At 69.5% G+C, this 21,113-nt stretch carries 21 protein-coding genes and 1 pseudogene; 4 read left to right on the forward strand and 18 right to left on the reverse strand.

Annotation, left to right across the window (positions count from 1 at the left end; translation table 11 throughout):
• The first annotated feature begins 203 nt into the window (after positions 1–203).
• On the forward strand, positions 204–899 hold the full coding sequence (locus AB0M88_RS37470; protein WP_364110581.1) for a hypothetical protein: 696 nt from the start codon (positions 204–206) through the stop codon (positions 897–899).
• Between the two features lie 9 nt (positions 900–908).
• Positions 909–1,448: a DUF488 domain-containing protein gene (locus AB0M88_RS37475; protein WP_364110582.1), complete on the forward strand. Its 540-nt coding sequence runs from the start codon at positions 909–911 to the stop codon at positions 1,446–1,448.
• A gap of 659 nt (positions 1,449–2,107) precedes the next feature.
• On the opposite strand, the gene AB0M88_RS37480 is transcribed toward AB0M88_RS37475, so the two are convergent.
• The 11 genes from AB0M88_RS37480 to iolC are packed head-to-tail and all read right to left on the reverse strand — an operon-like array spanning position 2,108 to position 13,926.
• Positions 2,108–2,953, reverse strand: a complete 846-nt coding sequence (locus AB0M88_RS37480; RefSeq protein ID WP_364110583.1) for a sugar phosphate isomerase/epimerase family protein — start codon at positions 2,951–2,953, stop codon at positions 2,108–2,110.
• Positions 2,954–2,985: 32 nt separating this feature from the next.
• A complete protein-coding gene (locus AB0M88_RS37485; RefSeq protein ID WP_364110584.1) occupies positions 2,986–4,017 on the reverse strand; it encodes a Gfo/Idh/MocA family oxidoreductase in 1,032 nt (343 codons plus the stop codon).
• A 13-nt stretch (positions 4,018–4,030) separates the two neighbouring features.
• Entirely contained in the window at positions 4,031–4,846 is an 816-nt protein-coding gene (locus AB0M88_RS37490; RefSeq protein WP_364110585.1) for an ATP-binding cassette domain-containing protein, read from the reverse strand.
• A gap of 3 nt (positions 4,847–4,849) precedes the next feature.
• A complete protein-coding gene (locus AB0M88_RS37495) occupies positions 4,850–5,914 on the reverse strand; it encodes an ABC transporter permease (RefSeq protein ID WP_364110586.1) in 1,065 nt (354 codons plus the stop codon).
• 24 nt (positions 5,915–5,938) lie between these two features.
• Positions 5,939–6,922 carry a sugar ABC transporter substrate-binding protein gene (locus tag AB0M88_RS37500; RefSeq protein ID WP_364110587.1) on the reverse strand — a complete coding sequence of 328 codons (984 nt, stop codon included), beginning with the start codon at positions 6,920–6,922 and terminating at the stop codon, positions 5,939–5,941.
• Complete coding sequence (locus AB0M88_RS37505) at positions 6,919–7,845, reverse strand: TIM barrel protein (protein ID WP_364110588.1); 927 nt, start codon at positions 7,843–7,845, stop codon at positions 6,919–6,921. Before AB0M88_RS37505 ends, AB0M88_RS37500 begins: the two co-directional genes overlap by 4 nt.
• 17 nt (positions 7,846–7,862) lie before the next feature.
• Complete coding sequence (locus AB0M88_RS37510) at positions 7,863–9,353, reverse strand: CoA-acylating methylmalonate-semialdehyde dehydrogenase (RefSeq protein ID WP_364110589.1); 1,491 nt, start codon at positions 9,351–9,353, stop codon at positions 7,863–7,865.
• An 8-nt stretch (positions 9,354–9,361) separates the two neighbouring features.
• A complete protein-coding gene (gene iolD / locus AB0M88_RS37515) occupies positions 9,362–11,230 on the reverse strand; it encodes a 3D-(3,5/4)-trihydroxycyclohexane-1,2-dione acylhydrolase (decyclizing) (protein WP_364110590.1) in 1,869 nt (622 codons plus the stop codon).
• The gene (gene iolB, locus AB0M88_RS37520) at positions 11,227–12,117 is read right to left on the reverse strand and encodes a 5-deoxy-glucuronate isomerase (RefSeq protein WP_364110591.1); all 891 of its coding nucleotides are present in this window, start codon (positions 12,115–12,117) and stop codon (positions 11,227–11,229) included. The genes iolD and iolB overlap by 4 nt, the downstream gene beginning before the upstream one ends.
• Positions 12,114–12,986: an aldolase gene (locus AB0M88_RS37525; protein WP_364110592.1), complete on the reverse strand. Its 873-nt coding sequence runs from the start codon at positions 12,984–12,986 to the stop codon at positions 12,114–12,116. Before AB0M88_RS37525 ends, iolB begins: the two co-directional genes overlap by 4 nt.
• Positions 12,979–13,926 carry a 5-dehydro-2-deoxygluconokinase gene (gene iolC, locus AB0M88_RS37530; protein ID WP_364110593.1) on the reverse strand — a complete coding sequence of 316 codons (948 nt, stop codon included), beginning with the start codon at positions 13,924–13,926 and terminating at the stop codon, positions 12,979–12,981. Before iolC ends, AB0M88_RS37525 begins: the two co-directional genes overlap by 8 nt.
• Positions 13,927–14,069: 143 nt before the next feature.
• Here iolC and AB0M88_RS37535 point away from each other — a divergent pair, with 143 nt between their 5' ends.
• Complete coding sequence (locus tag AB0M88_RS37535; RefSeq protein ID WP_364110594.1) at positions 14,070–14,834, forward strand: GntR family transcriptional regulator; 765 nt, start codon at positions 14,070–14,072, stop codon at positions 14,832–14,834.
• A gap of 92 nt (positions 14,835–14,926) precedes the next feature.
• Here AB0M88_RS37535 and AB0M88_RS37540 read toward each other — a convergent pair.
• The 5 genes and pseudogenes from AB0M88_RS37540 to AB0M88_RS37560 all read right to left on the reverse strand — a co-directional run.
• Positions 14,927–15,056, reverse strand: a pseudogene (locus AB0M88_RS37540) (transposase); the annotation flags it as partial.
• Between the two features lie 102 nt (positions 15,057–15,158).
• Complete coding sequence (locus AB0M88_RS37545; RefSeq protein ID WP_364110618.1) at positions 15,159–15,284, reverse strand: transposase; 126 nt, start codon at positions 15,282–15,284, stop codon at positions 15,159–15,161.
• Positions 15,227–15,733 (reverse strand): transposase, encoded by a 507-nt coding sequence (locus tag AB0M88_RS37550; protein ID WP_364110595.1) that lies wholly within the window; start codon positions 15,731–15,733, stop codon positions 15,227–15,229. The genes AB0M88_RS37545 and AB0M88_RS37550 overlap by 58 nt, the downstream gene beginning before the upstream one ends.
• Positions 15,734–15,836: 103 nt before the next feature.
• Positions 15,837–16,688 carry an LLM class flavin-dependent oxidoreductase gene (locus AB0M88_RS37555; protein ID WP_364110596.1) on the reverse strand — a complete coding sequence of 284 codons (852 nt, stop codon included), beginning with the start codon at positions 16,686–16,688 and terminating at the stop codon, positions 15,837–15,839.
• 3 nt (positions 16,689–16,691) lie between these two features.
• On the reverse strand, positions 16,692–17,066 hold the full coding sequence (locus AB0M88_RS37560) for a nuclear transport factor 2 family protein (protein WP_364110597.1): 375 nt from the start codon (positions 17,064–17,066) through the stop codon (positions 16,692–16,694).
• 55 nt (positions 17,067–17,121) lie between these two features.
• On the opposite strand from AB0M88_RS37560, the gene AB0M88_RS37565 reads away from it, so the two are divergent.
• The gene (locus AB0M88_RS37565; RefSeq protein ID WP_364110598.1) at positions 17,122–17,751 is read left to right on the forward strand and encodes a helix-turn-helix domain-containing protein; all 630 of its coding nucleotides are present in this window, start codon (positions 17,122–17,124) and stop codon (positions 17,749–17,751) included.
• A gap of 10 nt (positions 17,752–17,761) precedes the next feature.
• Here the strand turns inward: AB0M88_RS37565 and AB0M88_RS37570 are convergent, their stop codons facing one another.
• Positions 17,762–18,166, reverse strand: a complete 405-nt coding sequence (locus AB0M88_RS37570) for a VOC family protein (RefSeq protein ID WP_364110599.1) — start codon at positions 18,164–18,166, stop codon at positions 17,762–17,764.
• Between the two features lie 262 nt (positions 18,167–18,428).
• The gene (gene ppdK, locus AB0M88_RS37575; RefSeq protein ID WP_364110600.1) at positions 18,429–21,110 is read right to left on the reverse strand and encodes a pyruvate, phosphate dikinase; all 2,682 of its coding nucleotides are present in this window, start codon (positions 21,108–21,110) and stop codon (positions 18,429–18,431) included.
• Positions 21,111–21,113: the final 3 nt, after the last annotated feature.

The following is a 21,113-nucleotide window of genomic DNA, read 5'->3' on the forward strand; positions in this document are numbered from 1 at the left end:
TCCCCCCGGACCACCCCGCCCCCCCCGCCCCCCCCCACCCCCACCACCCCCCCGGCGGCGGCCCCGCCCACCCCCCCGGGGGCGCCCCCACCCACGCCCCCCCCCGCCCCACGGCCAGGGTTCGGAAGGCTCGTCGAAGCGACGGGCTCACATGGTCCTCGTCGTGCTGAGCGCCGCGACCTCCTCCCGTGTCATGGTGAACGATGGCCCTACTCAAGGATTTCCGGCCCAGCACGCACGGGCTGCATTTCGACAACCGCTGGCCGCCCGGCACGCCCAACTTCGTGTTCGCCGTTCCGCTTCTGGGCAAGGTGCGGTTGGGCGACGCGAGCGACGGCCTCTGCGGCGGCATGGCGTTCACCGCCGCCGACCTCTACCTCGCCGGCCGGCGGCCCCCGGCCCGGACCGACGCGCCCGAGGGTGGCAGCCCGCTGTTCGAGTACATCGCCGCGCGCCTGCTGGCCAGCTTCTCCATCCCGTCCGGAGTGCTGAGGTACTACTACTGGGCCAACACCCCCGACCGCGACACCGGCGTCCGGCCGATCGTCCGCCCCGGGCTCGCCCGCCGGACGATCGAGGACCAGGTTCCCCGCGTCATCGCCGACATCGACCGTGGGCGGCCGGCGACGCTCGGCCTGGTGACGGTGCGGTCTTTCAACCCGGGCGCTCTCGGTCGCTGCCACCAGGTGCTGGCGTACGGCTACGATCGCACCGGCTCCGCGATCACGTTCCGGGTCTACGACCCCAACCAACATGACCAGGACGACGTCACGATCAGCCTGGACGCCGCCGACCCGGCTCGCACCACGCCGATCACCTCCAACGTCAGCTGCGACCCTATCCGGGGATTCTTCCGCGTGAACTACAGCTATTCCGACCCGTCGGCGATAGCCGGGTAGGTTTCCCGGGTGCGAATTTGTACGGTCGGTCACGGCGCCAGGTCGGTCGAGACGCTCATCGCGACCCTCACCGAGGCCGGGGTGGAAACGCTGGTCGACGTACGCCGCTTTCCCGGTTCCCGTCGCCATCCGCAGTTCGGCCGCGACGCGTTGGAGGGGGCCGTCGTCAAGGCCGGGCTGGGCTACACCTGGCAGGGCGAGACCCTGGGCGGGCGCCGCCAGGGCCACCCCGGTTCCCGGCACACCGCATTGCGCAATGCCTCCTTCGCCGCGTACGCCGACCACATGGACACTCCGCAGTTCCGCCTCGCCGTCGACGACCTTCTCACGACCGCGAGGACCGACCGGCAGGCCGTGATGTGCGCCGAGACCCTCTGGTGGCACTGCCACCGCATGCTCATCGCCGACGCCCTGGTCCTCCGCGGCGCGACGGTCGACCATCTGCTGGAGCCCGGCGTCCACCAGCCCCACCGCCTGACCGCGGGCGTCCGCCCCGGCGACGACGGCTGGCCCGTCTACGACGCCCAGCCCCCACTCCCCGGCCTCTGACCAAAGCCCAGCCCGTGGCCGAGGGGCTGCGGGCCGGGGCGCGACCATGACGCTTGGTGCGGGCCCGGGCCTTCCTGCTCCGTCCTTGTCGCCGGGACGGCGTGCGCCCGCTGCCGCCCCGCTTGATGCCCGACCGCAACAGCCCGGCCTCTCCCCGAACGCCTCCCGCAGCGTCAACAGCACGACGGAGGCGCGCGAGGCAGCCGAGGCCCGCGAGACAAGCAGGCCCGCAAGACAAGCAAGGCCCGCAAGACAAGCGAGGCCCGCGAAACAAGCGAGGCCCGCGAAACAAGCGCCGCGTCGGCCGGGAAGCCGGCCTCGCTGACGTAGGCCCGCATCACCCGCGGGCGGCGTCCACACCGGGCGCGGATGGGATCGGACGTCGCGGCGGGTTACAGATGCCGGTCATCAGCTCGCGCGCCGGACCGGTCGACGACCGGCATCTCCGCGACGCCGGTCGGATGGGGCCGGTGGGGCCGGGCAGACGAAGCAGTACCGGCCCCACCAGAGAAGGCGGAGAAGGCGGAGAAGGCGAAGAAGGCCCGAACGGCACGCCGCCTCCCACGGCCAGAGCGGTTCCCGTCAACCGGCGGCTCGTCATGCCGCCGTTTGCGCCACGGGTGGTCATCGGACCTCCCCGTCGAAGGTGGACGGGCGGGTCAGCCCTCGGGCGTTGGCCGGCCGGAGAAGTACTTGTCGACGTACTCGTTGACGCGGGCCAGGTTGAAGCGGGAGCTTTCCGGGGCCCGTTCCTCCCAGGCGAAGACGCAGACGGTGGCGATGCCGTCGAAGCCGACCTCGTTCAGCGTGCGGAAGAACAGGTCCCAGTCGACCTCGCCCTGGCCGATGTCGAGGTGCTGGTGGATGCGGGCGGTCGAGCCGGGCGGGTTCACGATGTAGCGCAGCCCGGACGACCCACGATGGTCGAACGAGTCGGCGATGTGGACCTGGGTGAGCAGTGGCCCGGCGTGGTGCATCACCGCCGCCAGGTCGCCGCCCTGGTGGAACGTGTGCGGGGCGCAGTACAGGAATGTCACGTTGGGCGAGTTGATGCCGCGCACCAGGTTGACCCCGGCGATGCCGTCCTCGATGAAGTCGTCCGGGTGCGGTTCGAGGACGAGCCGCACCCCTTCCCGTTCGAGGATCGGCAGCAGTTCCTCGAGCGACCGCCAGAATTGGGCCTCCGAGACATCCGGCTCAGAGGGCCGCCCGTTGAACTCGGAGTTCATGACGTCCACACCCAGGTCGACGGTGATCTGGATGGCCCGTTTCCAGTAGCGCACCGCGGCCTGCCGCGCGTCCTCGTCCGGCCCCGACCACCGGTAGAGCGGCAAGACGGAGGAAACCGAGACGCCGGCCGAGGCGAGGGCGCGCCGGAACAGGGCCACGCCCGAGGAGTCGATTCGCGGGTGCAGGAAGAACGGCAGGAAGTCGTCCCGCGGCGACATCTCGTTGTATTGGTAGCCAAGCGAAGCGACCAGTGCGGGCAGATCCAGAAGCGGCACTTTCCTCAACATGTAGGGATCGAGCGCGATCTTCATACGGCGACCGCCGGTGAGGAAGGAGAGGGCGAATAGAACGCCGGCTTGGAGACCAGGGAGACCGGAACTCGCGCGCCGCTCCGCAGCGCGGCGACAGCGGCGTCGGACGCCACGGCAGCCGCGTATCCGTCCCATGCCGACGGGCCTGACGGAGAGCCGGAGGAGGAGACCGAGTCGATCCACTCCTGGAACTCGACGTCATACGCGGCGATGAACCTCTCGCGCCAATCGGCGGGAACCGGGTCGGAAACGCGGCCCCCCACCCGTACGGAAACCGGCGAGAGTGACCCCAACGCGGCCGTGCCGTTCTCGCCCAGGATTTCGCCTCGAATGTCGTAGCCGTAACGGACGTTGACCGAGATCTCGACGTCGACGAGCACGCCGTTGGCCATTTCGAGGAGCAGGAAGAGCGGATCCTGCAGCTCGCCACCGTTGCCGCTCTTGCGCGGAATCAGCACCGAAGTCGCCGTGATCTCACTGTCGAACATCCAGCGCACCATGTCGATCTCGTGCACCGCGGTGTCGGTGATCGCCATTTCCTTCTCGTAGAAGGAAGGCACGGAGGCGTTGCGGTGAGCGCAGTGCATCATCAGCGGTGCACCGATCTCGCCGCTGAGAAGGACGGCCTTCAAGGCACGGTATGCAACATCATATCGCCGCATATATCCGACTTGAACCAGGCGGCGACCAGAGGAAACCTCCGCGTTGACGATCCGAAGACAAGCCGCCGCAGTGGTAGCCAGCGGCTTTTCGCAGAAAACGGGCTTCCCCGCCGCGATAGCGGCCAGCACGTACTCCTCGTGAGTCGGACCCCACGACGAAACGACAACGGCGTCGACGGAAGGAGAAGCGATCAGCGAGGCGCCGTCCGGATGTGCCTCGGCCGACAAAGGGGCGGCCACGGCGGCGGCCACCGACGCGTCCACGTCGGTCACCGCCACCACGGAAACGCCGGAGAGAACAGAGGTCATCCGCCGGATGTGATCCTTGCCGATCATTCCGGTGCCGATGACTCCAACCTTGAGCATGGAAAACAGTCCCCTAACGGCCGAGTTCGTGGGACAGCTCGGCGAGCTCGTCGCCGCCGGCCATCTGCGAGGTCAGCTCGTCGAGCGTGACCTGCTTGCTGGTCTTGTCGAGCACGGCCTGGCCCAGTTTGAGGATCACGAAGTGGTCGCCGACCAGGTGGGCGTGGTGCGGGTTGTGGGTGATGAAGACGACGCCGAGGCCGGCGTCGCGGGCCGCCGCGATGTATTTGAGGACGACGCCGGACTGCTTGACCCCGAGCGCGGCCGTCGGCTCGTCGAGGATGAGCACCCTGGCTCCGAAGTAGACCGCCCGGGCGATCGCCACACACTGCCGCTGGCCGCCGGAGAGCGTGCCGATCGGCTGGTTGATGTCCTTGACGACGATGCCCATCTTGCGCAGCTCGTTGTCGGCGATCTCGCGCATCTGCCGGATCTTGAGCCCGGCCAGCGGGAACTTTCCCGCCGAGACCTCCGAGCCGAGAAAGAAGTTGCGCCAGACCTCCATCAGCGGCACGACCGCCAGGTCCTGATAGACCGTGGCGATCCCGTGGCCGAGCGCCTCGCGCGGCGAGCCGAAGGTCACCGGTTTGCCGTCGACCCGCACCAGGCCCTCGTTGTGCGGGTGCAGGCCTGACATGATCTTGATCAAGGTGGATTTGCCGGCGCCGTTGTCACCCAGCACGCAGGTGACCTCGCCGGCGTTGACGCGCAGGTTGATGCCGCGAAGGGCACGCACCGCACCGTACGACTTGCCGACGTCTTCCATCTCGATCAGCGGCTCGCCGCGTTCCAGGTGACTGTCGGCGTGCGCGGCCAGGGTATCGGTCATGGGTTACCCCACCTTCCGGGCGGCGGACATGCGCCTGACGTAGAGGTTGACCAGCACGGCGAGCAGGAGCATGACGCCGAGGAAGGCCTTGAACCAGTTCGGGTCCCAGCCGGCGTAGACGATCCCGAGGCTGGTCATGCCGAAGATGAACGCGCCGATCGCGACGCCGATCGCGTTGCCGAAGCCACCGGTGAGCAGCGTGCCACCGACGACCGCGGCGATGATGTAGAGGAACTCGTTGCCGACGCCGCTGCCGGCCTGGAGCGTGTTGAACCGGTAGAGCGTGTGCATGCCGACGAACCAGGCCAGGAACGACGTCGTCATGAACAGCCCGATCTTGGTGCGGACGACCGGGACACCGACGGCGCGGGCGCTGTCCGGAGCACCGCCCACCGCGAAGATCCAGTTGCCGACGCGGGTGCGCTGCAACACCCACGCCGCCAGCGCGACGAAGCCGATCCACCAGATCACCGTGCCCCAGACGGTCACCGACCCGATGTGGAAGCTGGATGAGAAGATCTTGCCGATCGCGTTGTAGCCGGCGATCTGGCTGATGTCGGGCGACGAGACGCTGCCGCCGATCAGCTTGGTGACGCCGAGGTTGGCGCCCTGCAGCACGAAGAACGTGCCGAGCGTGATCAGGAAGCTCGGGATGCCGGTCTTCATCACCAGGAAGCCGTTGACGAAGCCGACCAGCAGGGCGAAGGCCAGCGAGAGAACCAGCCCGACCCAGAGATTGATGCCGAGGTCCCAGCAGAAGAGTGAGTTGAACAGGCCGGCCGAATAGACCATGACACCGGCCGAGAGGTCGAACTCGCCACCGATCATCAGCAGTCCCACGCCGACCGCGACGATCCCGATCGTCGACGACTGGTAGAGGACCGTGAAGAAGGACGCGCCGGAGCGGAACGAAGGAGCGACGGCGAGGAAGAAGATGAAGATGACGATCGCCGCGACCAGGGATCCGATCTCCGGCCGGGCCAGCAGACGATTGCTCAGACCGAGCCGGACGCGACCGGCCGGGTCAGACGGCGCCGCTGCCGGCGCCGTCTCCACGGTTTGGCTCATGACAGCACTCCGATCAGACCGGCGTCAGCGGGTGTTGTTCTTGGTGAACGGGACGATCTTGTCGATGTTGGTCTTGTCCACGAAGGACGGCCCGGTCAGTACGGCCTTGCCGCCGCCGATGTCGTTGCCGTTCTTGAGGTAGAGGTAGAGCGAGCTGACGGCCATGTAGCCCTGGACGTACGGCTGCTGGTCGATCGAGAACTCGATCTTGCCGCTCTGGATGTCGGTGGCCGCCTCGGCGTTCAGGTCGAAGGTGACCAGCTTGGACTTGCTGCTGGCCTGGTCCACGGCCTTGAGCGCGTCGATTGCGATCGGGGCGCCGAGCGTGACGATGTAGTCGATCGACTTGTCCTGGGCCAGCTTGGCCTGCAGCGTCGACACGACGGCCGTGTCGTCGGCGCCGTTGACGTCGATGTTCTCGGTGCCCGGCACCGCGCTCTTGACGCCGGCGCAGCGGGCTTCCAGGGCGACCGAGCCCTGGGCCTGGATCACGCAGAGCGGGTGCTTGGCGCCCTCGGCCGCGATCCGTTTGCCGGCGGTGGTGCCGGCCAGGGTCTCGTCCGAGCCGAAGTACATCAGCGCGCCGAGCTTCTGATACTGGTCGATGCCGGAGTTGAAGCCGACCACCGGGATCTTGGCGTCGGTCGCCGACTTGACCGCGCCGGCCAGCGCGTCCGGGGTGACGAGCGTGGTGGCGATGCCGCTGACCTTGGAGTCGACCGCGCTCTGGATGAGCTGGGCCTGCTTGGCGGCGTCCGGGTCGGCCGAGTACTTGAGCGTGACGCCCTCGTCCTTGGCCGCCTGCTGCGCGCCCGCCTTGATCTTGTCCCAGAACGTGTCGCCAGGGGTCTCATGGGTGATCATGGCGATCGTGTAGCCGGAGCTGCCGGCCGCGTTGGCGCCGCCGCCCGAGCTGTCGGTGGTCTTCGCCTTGCCGCCGCTGCTGCAGGCCGTGGCGCCGAGGACCACCACGGAAACAGCGGCCAGCACTCGGAAGGACTTCCTCATTGAATCTCTCCAGGGGTGGGACGGGATATCAAACCGGCGGAATTCAGATAGCTGCGCGTGCGCTGGGCGATCGGCAGCGGCCGGTCGAACTCGACCGGATACATGTCCTGCTCGACCACGACGAACAGTTCGGCGTCGAGGCCCGCCAGAGCCTCGAGCACCGACGGCACGTCGGGTAGTCCGGCCGGCGGCTCGACGCTGGCACCCATCGCGACGGCCTGCCCGAACGGCAGGTCCTCCTTGACGGCGCGAGCAGCGATCCCCGGGTCCATCTGCTTGATGTGCACGTAACCGATGCGGTCCGGGTATTTCCGGATGATCCCCGGCACGTCGGCCCGGCGGTAGGCCAGGTGACCGGTGTCGAGGCAGAGCGACACGAACCGCGGATCGGTGTCGTCGAGGTAGTGCTCGGTCTGCTCCTGGGTCTCCACCTGGTAGTCCGCGTGCGGGTGGAAGCGGAAGTGCAGGTTGTACTCCTCGAGGAGCATCCGGCCGAGCGTGTTGCTGTGCCCGGTCAGCCGGGCCCAGCCCTCGGCGTCGAGCTGGGCCGGCTCCCGGTAGTCCCCCGTGACGTCGTCCCGGTAACCGGGCACCGGAACGAAGATCAGGTTTTCGGCGCCGAGCGCCTGGGTGAGGACGGCGACCTTGCGGGTGGCCTCGATCAGGGAAGGCAGGTCACGGTGTGGTCCGCCGAGGCCGGCCACGGTGCCTCCGGCACACGACAAACCGCGGGAGGCGAGCTCATCGGCCAGCCGGCCCGGGTCGGTCGGCAGATAACCGTACGGCCCGAGCTCCAGCCAGTGATAGCCCGAAGCGGCCAGTTCGTCGAGAAAACGAGGCCAGGGTGTCTGCCGGGGGTCGTCGGCGAACCAGACGCCCCACGAGTCGGGGCAGCTGCCCAGTTGTAAATGACGAAGTTCCATATCAGCCTTCAGTCCGGTCAGCTCGCCGTCGGGAAGTGGAAGGAGGCTTCGGACGGCCCGGCGACGTGCGGCCAGCGGGAGGTCACGACCTTGCCCCGGGTGTAGAAGGAGACGCCTTCGGGACCGTGCACGTGCTTGTCGCCGAAGAGCGAGTCCTTCCACCCGCCGAACGAGTAATAGGCCATCGGCACCGGAATCGGGACATTGATGCCGATCATGCCAACCTTCACGCCCCGCTGGAAGCGACGCGCCGCCTCGCCACTGCTCGTGAAGATCGCGGTGCCGTTCCCGTACGGATTGCTGTTGATCAGATCGATGGCGGTGTCGACGTCGTCGGCCCGCACGGTCGACAGCACCGGCCCGAAGATCTCCTCGGTGTAGACGTCCATCGACGGCGTCACCTGGTCGAGCACGGTCGGCCCGACGAAGAACCCGTTCTCATGGCCGGCCACCGACAGCCCCCGGCCGTCGACCAGCACCTTGGCGCCCTGCTGCTCGCCGGTGCCGATCAGCGACTCGATCCGCTCCTTCGCGGCGGCCGTCACGACCGGGCCCATCTCGGACCGGGGATCGCGGCCGGACCCGACCACGACCTCATTGGCCTTGCGAACGACCAGATCCATCAGCGCGTCGCCGGCCCCGCCGACCGCCACCGCGGCCGAGATCGCCATGCACCGCTCCCCCGCCGACCCGAACGCGGCCGCGGTCAGGTGCCCGGCCGCGTAGTCGAGGTCGGCGTCGGGCAGCACGATCGCGTGGTTCTTGGCCCCGCCCAGCGCCTGCACCCGCTTGCCGGTCGCGCTCGCCCGCTGGTGGATGTAGCGGGCGATCGGCGTCGACCCGACGAACGACACCGCCGCGACGCCCGGGTGGTCCAGGAGGGCGTCGACCGCGACCTTGTCGCCGTGCACGACGTTGAAGACGCCGTCCGGCAGCCCGGCCTCGGCCCACAGCCCGGCCACGTAGTTGGACGCCGACGGGTCGCGCTCCGAGGGCTTGAGCACGAACGTGTTGCCGCAGGCGATCGCCACCGGGTACATCCACATCGGCACCATGGCCGGGAAGTTGAACGGGGTGATGCCGGCGCAGACGCCGAGCGGCTCGCGGAAGCTGAACACGTCGACGCCGGTCGAGGCCTGGTCCGAATAGGACCCCTGGAGCAGCGTCGGGATGCCGCACGCGAACTCGATCACCTCGAGGCCGCGCTGCACCTCGCCGGCCGCGTCCGACAGCACCTTGCCGTGCTCGTCCGAGATGAGCTCGGCGAGCTGGGAGACGTGCGAGTTGACCAGCTCGCGGAAATTGAAGAGGATCTTGGTGCGCCTGCTCAGCGACGCCTGGCTCCACTCGGTGAACGCCGCCTGCGCCGCGGACACGGCCGCATCGACGTCGGAGGCCGCCGCCAGCACGACCTCGTGCTGCTGCGAACCGGTCGCCGGGTTGTAAACGGGCCCGCGCCGGTCGCCGCCGACGAAACGGCCGCCGATCCAGTGCTCAATCGTTGACATGAAGGTCCTTAGAGATAGAGCCGCTGGGAACGCTTGGCGGCTTCGTAGTCGGCGTAGGCCGAGCGGGTGGAGTCGAGAGAAGAAGTCGAGGAGACCGGCACGTCCCACCACGACTCGGAGGACGGCACCGGCGAGAGCGGGTCGGTCTCGATGTGCACGACGGTCAGCCGGGAAGCCTCGCGGGCCCGCTTCAATCCGTCGCGCAGATCCGCGATCGTCCGGCAGCGGATGACCGAGGCGCCCAGGCTCTCGGCGTTGGCGGCCAGATCGACCGGCAGGTAGGACCCGTCGTAGTCCTCGTCGGAGCCGCGGAAGCGGTAACTCGTGCCGAAGCGTTGCGAGCCCAGCGATTCCGACAGCGCGCCGATCGAGGCGAAGCCCTGGTTCTGCACGAGCACGATGATCAGCTTCACGCCGTCGGCGATCGCGGTCACGATCTCCTGCGACATCATCAGGTAGGAACCGTCGCCGACCAGCGCGAACACCTCACGGCTGGGATCGGCCAGCCGGATGCCGAGGGCACCGGCGATCTCGAAGCCCATGCAGGAGTAGCCGTACTCGACGTGGTACTGCTTCGGATCCCGCGCCCGCCACAGCAGCTGCAGGTCGCCGGGCATGCTGCCGGCCGCCTGCACCACGACGTCGCGCTCGCCGGCGGCGTCGTTGACCACCCCGATCACCTCGGCCTGGGCGGGGAGGGGTCCATGTCCCATCCGGTACGCCGCGTCGACGCGCTCCTGCCAGGCGGCGACGTCCGCCCGGTACGGCTCACCCGCGTACCGGAAGCCTTGCAGCTGCGTGAGCAGCGCGGAAAGCCCGGCCCGCGCGTCGGCCACAATGGGGAAAGCGGCCTGCTTGGCCGCGTCGAACCCGGCGACGTTGATGTTGACGAACCTGACCTCCGGGTTCTGGAAGGCCGTGCGCGACGCGGTGGTGAAGTCGCTGTAGCGGGTGCCGACGCCGATGATCACGTCGGCCTCGCGGGCCAGCCGGTTGGCGACCGGGGTGCCGGTCGATCCGACGCCGCCGACCGAGCTCGGGTGGTCCCAGCTCACGGCGCCCTTGCCGGCCTGGGTGTCGGCGACCGGGATGCCGGTCTCGCGGGCGAAACGGTCGAGTTCGTCGCTCGCCTCGGAGTAGATCGCCCCGCCCCCGGCGATGATCAGCGGCCGCTCCGCGTTGCGGATGACCTCGGCCGCCCGCGACACGAACACCGGTTCGGGCTGCGGGCGGGCGACGTGCCAGACCCGCTTCTCGAACAGCGCGTCGGGGAACTCGTGGGTCTCGGCCTGCACATCCTGTGGCAGGCAGATCGTCACCGCACCGGTCTCGGCCGGGTCGGTCAGGACCCGCATGGCCGCGAGAAGGGAGGACGGCAGTTGCGCGGGGCGCCAGATGCGGTCGAAGAACTTGGACAGCGGGCGGAAGGCGTCGTTGACCGAGACGTCGTAGGTCCGCGGATCTTCCAGTTCCTGCAGCACCGGCGCGGCGACCCGGGTGGCGAAGACGTCGGACGGCAGCAGCAGCACCGGGATCCGGTTGACCGTGGCCAGCGCGGCGCCGGTGAGCATGTTGGTCGAGCCGGGCCCGATCGACGCCGTGCAGGCGAAGGTCGACAGCCGGTTCTTCATGCGCGCGTAGCCGACCGCGGTGTGCACCATCGCCTGCTCGTTACGGGCAAGTCGGTAAGGAAGATCGGCTCGGCCGTTTTCGAAGCCGGTGCGCTGGGCCTGCAGCAGCGCCTGGCCGATGCCGGCGACGTTGCCGTGACCGAAAATGCCCAGGCAGCCGGCGATCGTGCGCTGCTCGACACCGTCCCGCTCGGTCCACTGGTTGGCGAGGAACCGGACCACGGCCTGGGCCACGGTGAGCTTCACGAGCGCGTCCTTTCGGTGCTGGTGGTCAAGGGCAGGCGCGGGTCGACCGGCGTGCCCGACCAGGATGTGCGGACCCAGCCGTGCGCCGGGTCGTCGCGCACCAGCCACTCGCGCGCGCCCGGGCCGGCCATCACGTTGAGGTAGTAGAGGTCATAGCCGGGCGCGGCCATCGACGGGCCGTGCCAGCCGTACGGGATCAGCACCACGTCGCCGCTGCGCACCTCGGCGCAGACGTCGATCGGGCGGTCGGGGTGGCCGTACACCCGCTGATAGGCGCTCCCGGCGCCGCCGGCCGGGCTCGGCGCGACCTCGAAGTAGTAGATCTCCTCGAGCCGCGACTCCCCCTCCCCCGCCTCGTCGTGCTTGTGCGGCGGGTAGGACGACCAGTTGCCGCCCGGGGTGAGCACCTCGCAGGCGATCAGCCGGTCGCAGTCGAACCGGTCCGGCGTGCAGAAGTTGTTGACCTGGCGGCTCGCCTGCCCGGCCCCGCGCAGTTCGACCGCGACGTCCTCGGCCGGGCCGTAGCGGAACGGCAGCTTGCGGTCGGCCCGGGCGGCGGGCAGCGCGAACCGGCCCCCGTTGGGCGCGCGCACGGTCACCGCCGAGCCGCGCGGAACGTACGCGAAATCGGTCACCCGCGAAAAGACCGACCGCCGCCCGGTCAGCGTGAACCGTTCGTCGTCGCACGTCACGTCGCAGCCGCCGGACAGCGGCAGCACGAGCATCTCGTCGTCGCCGGTCACGAACCGCGCCTTGGCGCCCGGCGCCAGGTCGAGCACGCGCAGGCCGCTGTACCGCCAGCCCGCCTTCTCCGGGGTGACCACCAGCTCGAACGGCTTGTCGGCGGTGCTGCCCTTGGGCACCACCGGGTTGACACGAGGACTCATAGCAGCCCCACCGCCCGGTCGACCGCGTCGGCCACCGTGCCCGAGGCCGGATAGAGAAGGGACCGCCCGATCACCAGGCCGTGCACCGTCGGCAGGTCGAGGGCCTTGCTCCACTGCGCATAAGCCCCGTCGGCGTCGTCCGACACCTCGCCGCCGAGGATCAGCGCGGGCAGCGTCGTCGCCGCCATGACCCGTTCCATCTCCGGCACGACCGGCACCTTCAGCCAGGTGTAGGCCGAGGTGTTGCCGAGCCCGGCCGAGACCGTGCAGGCCCGGATCATCGCCTCGGCGGTCAGCTCGTTGCGCACCCGGCCGTCGACCCGGTGCGAGATGAACGGCTCGACCATCGCCATCCGCTGCCGGGCGGCCAGCGCGGTCACCGCGTTGCCGCAGGCCTGAAGGGTGGTCACCGTGCCGGCGTCGGCCGGGTCGATGCGCAGCAGCATCTTGCCGCCCTCGAATCCGGCGTCGGCGATGCTGTCGGCGTCGTAGGCGGTGAACCGGTCGTCGATCTCGAAGCTGGTGCCGGCGAGGCCGCCCCGGTTCATCGACCCGATCACGACCTTGTCGTCGAGGGCGCCGAGCAGCAGCAGATCTTCGAGGATGTCGGGCGTGCCGAGCACGCCGTTGACGCCGGGCCGGCCCAGCGCGGTGCGCAGGCGGTCGAGCAGGTCGACGCGGTTGGCCATGGCGAGCGGGTCGCCGCCGGCGCGCAGGGCACCGCGGGCCGGATGGTCGGCCGCGATGATCATCAGCTTGCCGTGCTCCCGGTCGACCAGCGATGCCGGCCGGCGCCGTGCCTTCGCCGCCGTCATGATCGCGTCGGGCCGGTGCACCCGCGTTTCCAGCAGTTCGGCTACGTTAAGCATGGTTGGCCTCCAGGGCGGCCCGGACCTCGGCCTCGGTCGGCATCGCGTCGGCGCAGGACAGGCGTCCGGCGACGATCGCGCCGGCCGCGTTGCAGAACCGCATCACGGTCTCGAGATCCCAATCGGACAGCAGGCCGTGACACAGCGCGCCGCCGAAGGCGTCACCCGCACCGAGCCCATTCACGACCTCGACCGGAACCGGCGGCACCACGACCTCCTCGCCGCCCCGGCTCGCCATCACACCGGCCGGCCCCTGCTTCACCACCGCGAGATCAACACCAGCGTCATGCAAGGCCGCGGCGGCCTTTCGCGGTTCCCGTACGCCCACGGCGGTCTCGAGCTCATCGAGGTTGCCGACCGCGACCGTCGCATAGGGCAGCGCCTCCTGATACCACCGTCTCGCCTCGGCGCGCTCGGGCCAGAACATGGGGCGATAGTCGAGATCGAAGATCGTGATGCCGCTTCTGTTCCGTTGTTTCAGCGCTGTGAGAGTGGCGCTCCGCGAGGGCTCCTGGGACAGACCCGTGCCCGTGACCCAGAAGATGTCGGCGCCTCGGATCGCCTCTTCGTCCAATTCGGCCGGATAGATCTCGATATCGGGGGCCTTCGGCCAGCGGTAGAAGTAGAGCGGGAAGTCGTCGGGCGGGAACATCTCGCAGAACGTCACCGGCGTCGGCAGCGTGCTCACCGGCGTGACGAACCGGTCGTCGACCCCGAACCCGCGCAGCGCGTCGTGCAGGAACTCACCGAACGGGTCGGCCCCGGTGCGGCTCAGAAGAGCGGCCCGCCGGCCGTAACGGGCGGCCGCCACGGCCACGTTGGCGGCGGTGCCACCCAGGAACTTGGCGAAGGTCTGCACCTCACGCAGGGAGACGCCAATCTGTTGTGGATACAGATCGACGCCCAGGCGTCCCATCGTCAGTACCTCGTCCACGGGCATGAAGTTTCCTTGCTTCCGGCGGGCTCGTTACGCCCTGATGAAAAGAAGAGGTCGCCCTAGGTTTGCTGGTTTCGATGTAATAACGTGAGGGCTTCCCCGTCAATACTTTGTCATGACAAACTGAAAAACGAAGGGAGGTCGCCGTGTCGTCTGAGGTGTCACCGCCACGCTCGCCGGTGCGGCCGGTCGAGGTCGACCGGACCAGCCCGGTCCCGCTGTATTACCAGGTCGCGACCCGCCTGCAAGAGCTGATCGAGAAGGGCGAGATCGGCGTCGGCAGCCGCATCGAAAACGAGGTCGACCTCGCCGAGCGCCTCGGCGTCTCCCGTCCCACGACCCGGCGGGCCATCCAATATCTGGTCGAGCGCGGCATGCTGGTGCGCAAGCGCGGCGTCGGCACCCAGGTCGTGCACCCCAAGGTCCGCCGCCCGGTCGAGCTCTCCAGCCTCTACGACGACCTCATCGCCGGCGACCGCGCCCCGCGCACCGAGGTCCTCGACCTCCGCGTCATCCCGGCCTCCGACACCATCGCCGCCGCGCTGGAGATCACCCCCGGCACCGAGGTCACCTGGATCGAACGCCTCCGCTACGCCGGCGACGAGCCCCTGGCCCTGATGCACAACGCGATCCCGACCGACGTGCTCGACGTGACCCGCGAAGACCTGGCCGAACGCGGCCTCTACGAACTGCTCCGCCGGGCCGGCCACGTCCCCCGCATAGCCACCCAGGTCATCGGCGCCCGCTCCGCCACCGCCACCGAGGCCCGCACGCTGGCCGAGAAGCGCGGCTCGTCCCTGCTCACAATGGTCCGCACGGCGTGGGACGCGACCGGCCGCGCGCTCGAATACGGAAGCCACGTCTACCGCGCGAGCCGCTACAGCTTCGAGATCAACCTCTCGGCCGGCTAGCCGGCCGTGTCCCCCAGATCATCGGGTCCGCGTCCGCCGGCGTGGTCTCAGAGGCGGCCAGCGCTGATCCGTTGGTGTTAGGCGGCGATCTCTGCCATATAGCGGCGGCCTTCAACCCATTCGTCGGTCTGTTCCGCGAGGACCGCACCGACCAGGCGGATAATCGCGGCCCTCGGTGCGGCGGCGGATCTCTTTGGTCAGCCGTTCCTCGGGGTTGTTCGAGCGGTTCCGGCGCCGAGCCTGCGTGGGGAAACGTGGTGGAGGCGCGCAGGTCCTCGCGGGCGTTGTCGAGGTGTTCGGCGGCGTCCGGGAACCGTTCACCGATCATGTCGAGACGAGGCTGCGGTGGGCGTCGGAGATGACGAGGCGGACTCCGGACAGCCCGCAGGCCGTCAGCGAGCGTAGGAACGCCGGCCGGCCCGCGCCGTCCTGGTCGGAGGAAATCTGCAGGCCGAGGCCTCGCGGCCGACGTCGGCGTTGACGCCGACCGCGACCAGGGTGTGGACGTTGAGCGTGCGGCCGTGTTCGCGGACTTTGATGACCAGGGCGTCGAGCCAGACGAACGTGTAGGGCCGCAGTCCCGGGGGCGGTTGCGGAACGCTTCGACCTGGGCGTCCAGATGCCGGGGCGGCTCGACCAGTTTCTCCACCCGACGGGTCGAGAGACTGAGCAGGTGGCTGGTCGCCACGACACTGACGACGGCTTGTTCGGCACGGTGGCGGTGCCTCGACAACCAGCCCGGGAAAGCAGGAGCCCCTGGCGCAGCTTGGGATGGGCCAGCTCGACCGTGCCGGCCCGGTATCCCACTCCCGAGCCCGGTAGCCATTGCCCGAACTCAAACGATCAGGGCCGCGTTCGCCGTACTCGGCGCCGCAGACCGCGTCGGCCTCGGCCGACATCAGCAGGTCGGCGAAGGTATGCGCGGTTCCCGCCGGGCCGGATCATGCGCGCAGGCTTTGTCCACGAGCAACATGTCCGGCTCACCGGCCTCGGCGGAGTTCGTCATACGGCGACGGCGACGGCTGCGCACTGGAGGTCGGCGACGGTCAGCGGGCATCCGCGCGCGATCACCACGACGTGGTCGATCCCGTACGACCGGAGCCGGCCGCAGCGTTCGGCGAACTGGTCCGGGGCTTCTCCGTCGGCGAGTGCGGTGCTCACCGTCTTGGCGATGGCGGCGTCGTCGCGGCCGATCGCCGCGCACAGGTCGTGCAGCACCGCCAGTTTGTGCCGGATCGTCACGCCGCCGTCCGGGATGTCGAACAGGTTGCACGCGTCGGCGAGCTCGGCGACCAGCGGCAGCGTCCGGCGCTCCCCGGTGCCGCCGATCAGGATCGGCGGATGCGGTGTCGTCGCCGGGCCCGGGCTGCTCACCGGGTGTTCGGCCCGGGTGTGCAGGCCGTGGAACGGCGTGGTGTCGCCCCGCCACATCCGTACGGCGAGCCGGATCGTGTCGTCGAGCCGTTCGAACCGCTCCTGCGCCGGCGGCAACGGCAGGCCCATGTCGCGCCCCTCGGCCTGCTGGTAACCGGCGCCGACGCCGAACCACGCCCGACCCCCGGAGAGGACGTCGAGGCTGGTCACCGCCTTGATCAGCAGGGCCGGCGGCCGGAAGGTCACGGGGCTGACCATGGCCCCGAGCCGCACCCGGCGGGTCGTCGCGGCCAGGAAGTCGAGCACCGCGTACGCCTCGAGCATCGGGTCGGTGCCGACCGCGGCCGGGTCGGCCTGGATGAGGTGGTCGGTGGCCCAGACGGTGTGCAGCCCGAGCTCGTCGGCGGCGTGGCCGAGGTCGGTCAGGGCGGCCGCCACGTCGCCGGGCGGGTAGGCCGTGATGCTGACGCTGACGTCCATGGCTCAGGCCGCCGTCGTGTACTGCACCGAGGCGAGGCGCCAGCGCCCGCCGCTGTCGACCCAGACCTGGCTGACCCGGAACCGGCCCTTGATCTCCTCGCCGTGGTAGAGGCATTCCGACTCGACCACGTCGAACCGGATGCCGGCCGCGTCGTAGGTGTGCACCGCCGACTCGACCACGTCCAGGCGGACCTGCTCGTACGCCTCCTCGCGGTGGACGCCGACCCAGGTGTCCCGGTCGATCAGGTAGCCGCGCGGGCCGGTGACGAGCGCGTCCGGGGCGACGAGGTCGTTCAGCGTGTCCCAGTCGCCGGCGATCAGAGCCTCGTTCAGCCGATCCTGCAGACTGTTGACCATCGCATCTCTGTCATCATCCATAGAGCCACTCTAACTTTAGAGTGGCTCTAGAAATAGCCCCGAGCGGAGGCGTGTGGTGGGACTGCGCGAGCAGAAGCGGGAGCGCACCCGGCGGCAGATCGCCGACACCGCCTGGACGCTCATCGCCGACCAGGGATTCGGGCAGGTCACCGTCGCCGCGATCGCACGGGCGGCCGAAGTGTCCGAGGCGACCGTCTTCAATTACTTCGCCACCAAGGAGGACCTCTTCCTCTTCCGGCTCGACGAATACGGCGAGCGCCTCGTGCGGGGCGTGACCGACCGGCCGGCTGGCGAGGGCGTGGCGGCCGCCTTCCGGCGCCTGCTGCTCGACCAGGGCGGCCTCGTCGAGCAGCTCGACAGCGGCGACCGGCAGGCGCTCGACCGGCTGCGCACGGTCAACCGGGTGGTCGCGGAGAGCCCGGCCCTGCGGGCCCGCGAGCAGATCTCGCTGACCCGCACCGCCGAACTGCTCGCCGCGGCCCTCGGCGGCGACACCGCCGAGGAGCGGCTGACCGCCCGCGTCGTGGCGCACGCCCTGATCGGGGTGCAGCGGGCGCTCGTGTTCGAGGTGCGCGACGCGGTGCTGGCCGGCGAGATCCCGGCCGGGTTCGCCGAGCGGCTGAGGCGCTCGGTTACCGGCGCCGTCGCCCTGCTGGAGCAGGGCTTCGGCGCCTACGGATCCTGAGCCGGCGGGGTCAGCCCTTCTGGGCGACGTTGACCATCCAGGGGACGCCGAACTTGTCGACGCACTGGCCGAACACATCGCCCCACATCTGCTTCTCGAACGGGACGTGGACCTGGCCGCCGTCCGAGACCTTGGACCAGACGTCCTCGAGGCCGTCGCCGGCCTCGCCACTCACGCTGATGGTCATCGTGTTGCCGGGGTTGAAGGGCATGCCCGGGGCGGTGTCGGAGGCCATCAGGGCGCCCTTGCCGCCGACCAGCATCGCGTGCATGACCTTGTCGGCGACCGACGGATCGCCGCCGAACTCGCCGAACGTGTTGACGGTCAGCTCGCCGCCGAGAACGGTCCGGTAGAACTCCATCGCCTCGCGGCAGTTGCCGTTGAAGGTCAGGTAGGGGTTGACGTTGACTGTCATCGAGACTCCTTTGGCCGAGTGACGTGTACCACTCAGCGACGCTAGCCCCACCCCCCGACAAAAAGCAGCAGCTTGACGCGACCGCGCAGGCCCCCAAGCCGGACAGACCGGCGGAAAGCGCTTGTGGCGTGAACGGGTCCTGGTGTTCTGGGCTGAACGACCGGAGGAGTACGTCATGGCTGACGTATGGAATTCCACACGGCAGGAAACCGTCGTCAGGTTCGATGGCAGCGGCGTGCACCTGGGGCCGTTCGCCATGTCCTCACCGATGGTCGGAGCCGGCCGATTCGACCGCGGCCCGGCCCGCCTCCAGCCGGGCGATCGGCACCCGGAACGGCGAGCAGGAGACGTAGTCGAGGCCGACCTCGTGGAAGAAGTGCACCGAGTCGGGGTCGCCGCCGTGCTCGCCGCAGACGCCCAGCTTCAGGCCGGGCCGGGCCTGGCGGCCCTCCTCCGACGCGATGCGCACCAGCCGGCCCACACCGTCCCGGTCGATCGACTCGAACGGGGAGATGCCGAAGATGCCGAGTTCGAGGTAGCGCCAGAAGAACGCGCCCTCGACGTCGTCGCGGGAGAAGCCCCAGCCCATCTGGGTCAGGTCGTTGGTGCCGAAGGAGAAGAACTCGGCCGCCTCGGCGATCTGGCCGGCGGTCAGGGCCGCGCGCGGCACCTCGATCATGGTGCCGATCAGGACCTCGACGCCCGAGTCACGGACCACGTCGGCGATGATTTTCTCGGCCTCCGCGCGTACGGTCTCCAGCTCCTGGACCGCACCGACCAGAGGGACCATGATCTCAGGTCGCGGGTGGCCGCCCTCGGCGGCCAGCGCGACCGCCGCCTCGGCGATGGCCCGCACCTGCATCGCGAAGAGGCCGGGGATCACCAGGCCGAGGCGTACGCCGCGCAGGCCGAGCATCGGATTCGACTCGTGCATGCGCCGCACCGCGGTGAGCATCTTCTGCTCGCGTTCGACCTCCTCGCCGCGTTCGCGGGCGACCGCGACCTGCACCGCCAGCTCCTCCAGCGAGGGCAGGAACTCGTGCAGCGGCGGGTCGATCAGCCGGACGGTGACCGGCAGGCCGTTCATCTCGCGGAAGATCTCCAGGAAGTCGGTTCGCTGCAGCGGCTGCAGTGCGTCCAGGGCTTCCTTCCGCTCGGTCGCGTTGTGGGCCAGGATGAGCCGTTCGACGAGCTCGCGCCGGTCGCCGAGGAACATGTGCTCGGTGCGGCACAGACCAATGCCCTGGGCCCCGAAGCGCCGCGCGCGGGCGGCGTCGGCACCCGTGTCGGCGTTGGTGCGCACCTTCAGAGAGCTTCGCGAATCAGCGTGGGTCATCAGAAGGTGCACGGCCGCGACCAGCGGGTCGTTGGCCTGGGCCGGGTCGAGGTCGCCCTCGAAGTACTGCACGACCTCGGACGGCCGCACCGGCACCTCGCCGAGGTAGACCCGGCCGGTGGTGCCGTCGATCGAGATCACGTCGCCCTCGTGGACGACCTGGCCGCCGACCGTGAACTGGTCGCGTCCGACCTCCAGCTCGTCGGCGCCGCAGACGCAGGTCTTGCCCATGCCCCGGGCGACCACGGCGGCGTGCGAGGTCTTGCCGCCGCGCGAGGTCAGGATGCCCTGCGCGGCGATCATGCCGGGCAGGTCGTCGGGGTTGGTCTCGCGGCGCACCAAGATCACGTTGTGTCCGGACGCGGCCTTCGCAGTCGCGTCCGCCGCGGTGAAGACGACCTCGCCGTAGGCGGCACCGGGCGAGGCGCCCACGCCGCGGGTGATCGCGGTCGGAGAGGACGAGAGATCGAAGCGAGGGAACATCAATTGCCCGAGCTGGGCCCCGGTCACCCGGGTCAGCGCCTCGTCGAGGTCGATCATGCCCTCGTCGACCAGCTGGGCCGCGATCGTGAACGCGGCCGCCGCGGTGCGCTTGCCGACCCGGGTCTGCAGCATCCAGAGCTTGCCCCGCTCGATCGTGAACTCGATGTCGCAGAGGTCGCGGTAGTGCCCCTCCAGCGTGGCCATGATCTGGAGCAGTTCGTCGTACGACTTCTTGTCGAGACCTTCGAGATCGTGCAGCGACAGCGTGTTGCGGATGCCGGCCACGACGTCCTCGCCCTGGGCGTTCTGCAGGTAGTCGCCGTAGATGCCGCTCTCGCCGGTGGCCGGGTCGCGGGTGAACGCGACGCCGGTGCCGCTGTCCGGCCCGAGGTTGCCGAAGACCATCGCCACGATGTTGACCGCGGTGCCGAGGTCGGCCGGGATGCGCTCCTGGCGGCGGTAGAGCACGGCCCGGTCGGCGTTCCACGAGCGGAAGACCGCCTCGATCGCGAGGCTCATCTGCTCGCGCGGGTCTTGCGGGAAGTCGTGCCCGGTGTGCTTGGAGAACACCTTCTTGTAGGCGGTCACCAGCTCTTGCAGAGCTTCCGCGTCCAGCTGTACGTCGTCCCGGACGCCCCGTGACTCCTTGGCATCGTGCAGCGCCTGCTCGAACTCGTCGCCCGGCACGTCGCAGACGGTCTTGCCGAACATCTGGATGAGCCGGCGGTAGGAGTCCCAGGCGAAGCGGTCGTTGCCGCCGGCCTGGCGGGACAGCCCGGCGACCGACTCGTCGTTGAGGCCGACGTTGAGGACGGTCTCCATCATGCCGGGCATCGAGAAGGGCGCGCCGGAGCGGACCGAGACGAGGAGGGGGTCGTTCGGGTCGCCGAGCTTGCGGCCCATCGCGCGCTCGAGGTCCGCGAGATGGGAGGCGATCTCCGCGTCGAGACCGTCGGGGAGCGCCGAGGACTTCAGGAAGGTACGGCACGCTTCCGTGGTGATCGTGAAGCCGGCGGGCACCGGCAGGCCGAGATTCGTCATCTCGGCGAGGTTGGCTCCCTTACCGCCGAGCAGGTCCTTGAGGTCCTTGTTGCCCTCGGAGAAGTCGTAGACGAACTTGACCATGCC

It is taken from the genome of Actinoplanes sp. NPDC051411, assembly GCF_040682075.1.
GTDB lineage: Bacteria > Actinomycetota > Actinomycetes > Mycobacteriales > Micromonosporaceae > Actinoplanes.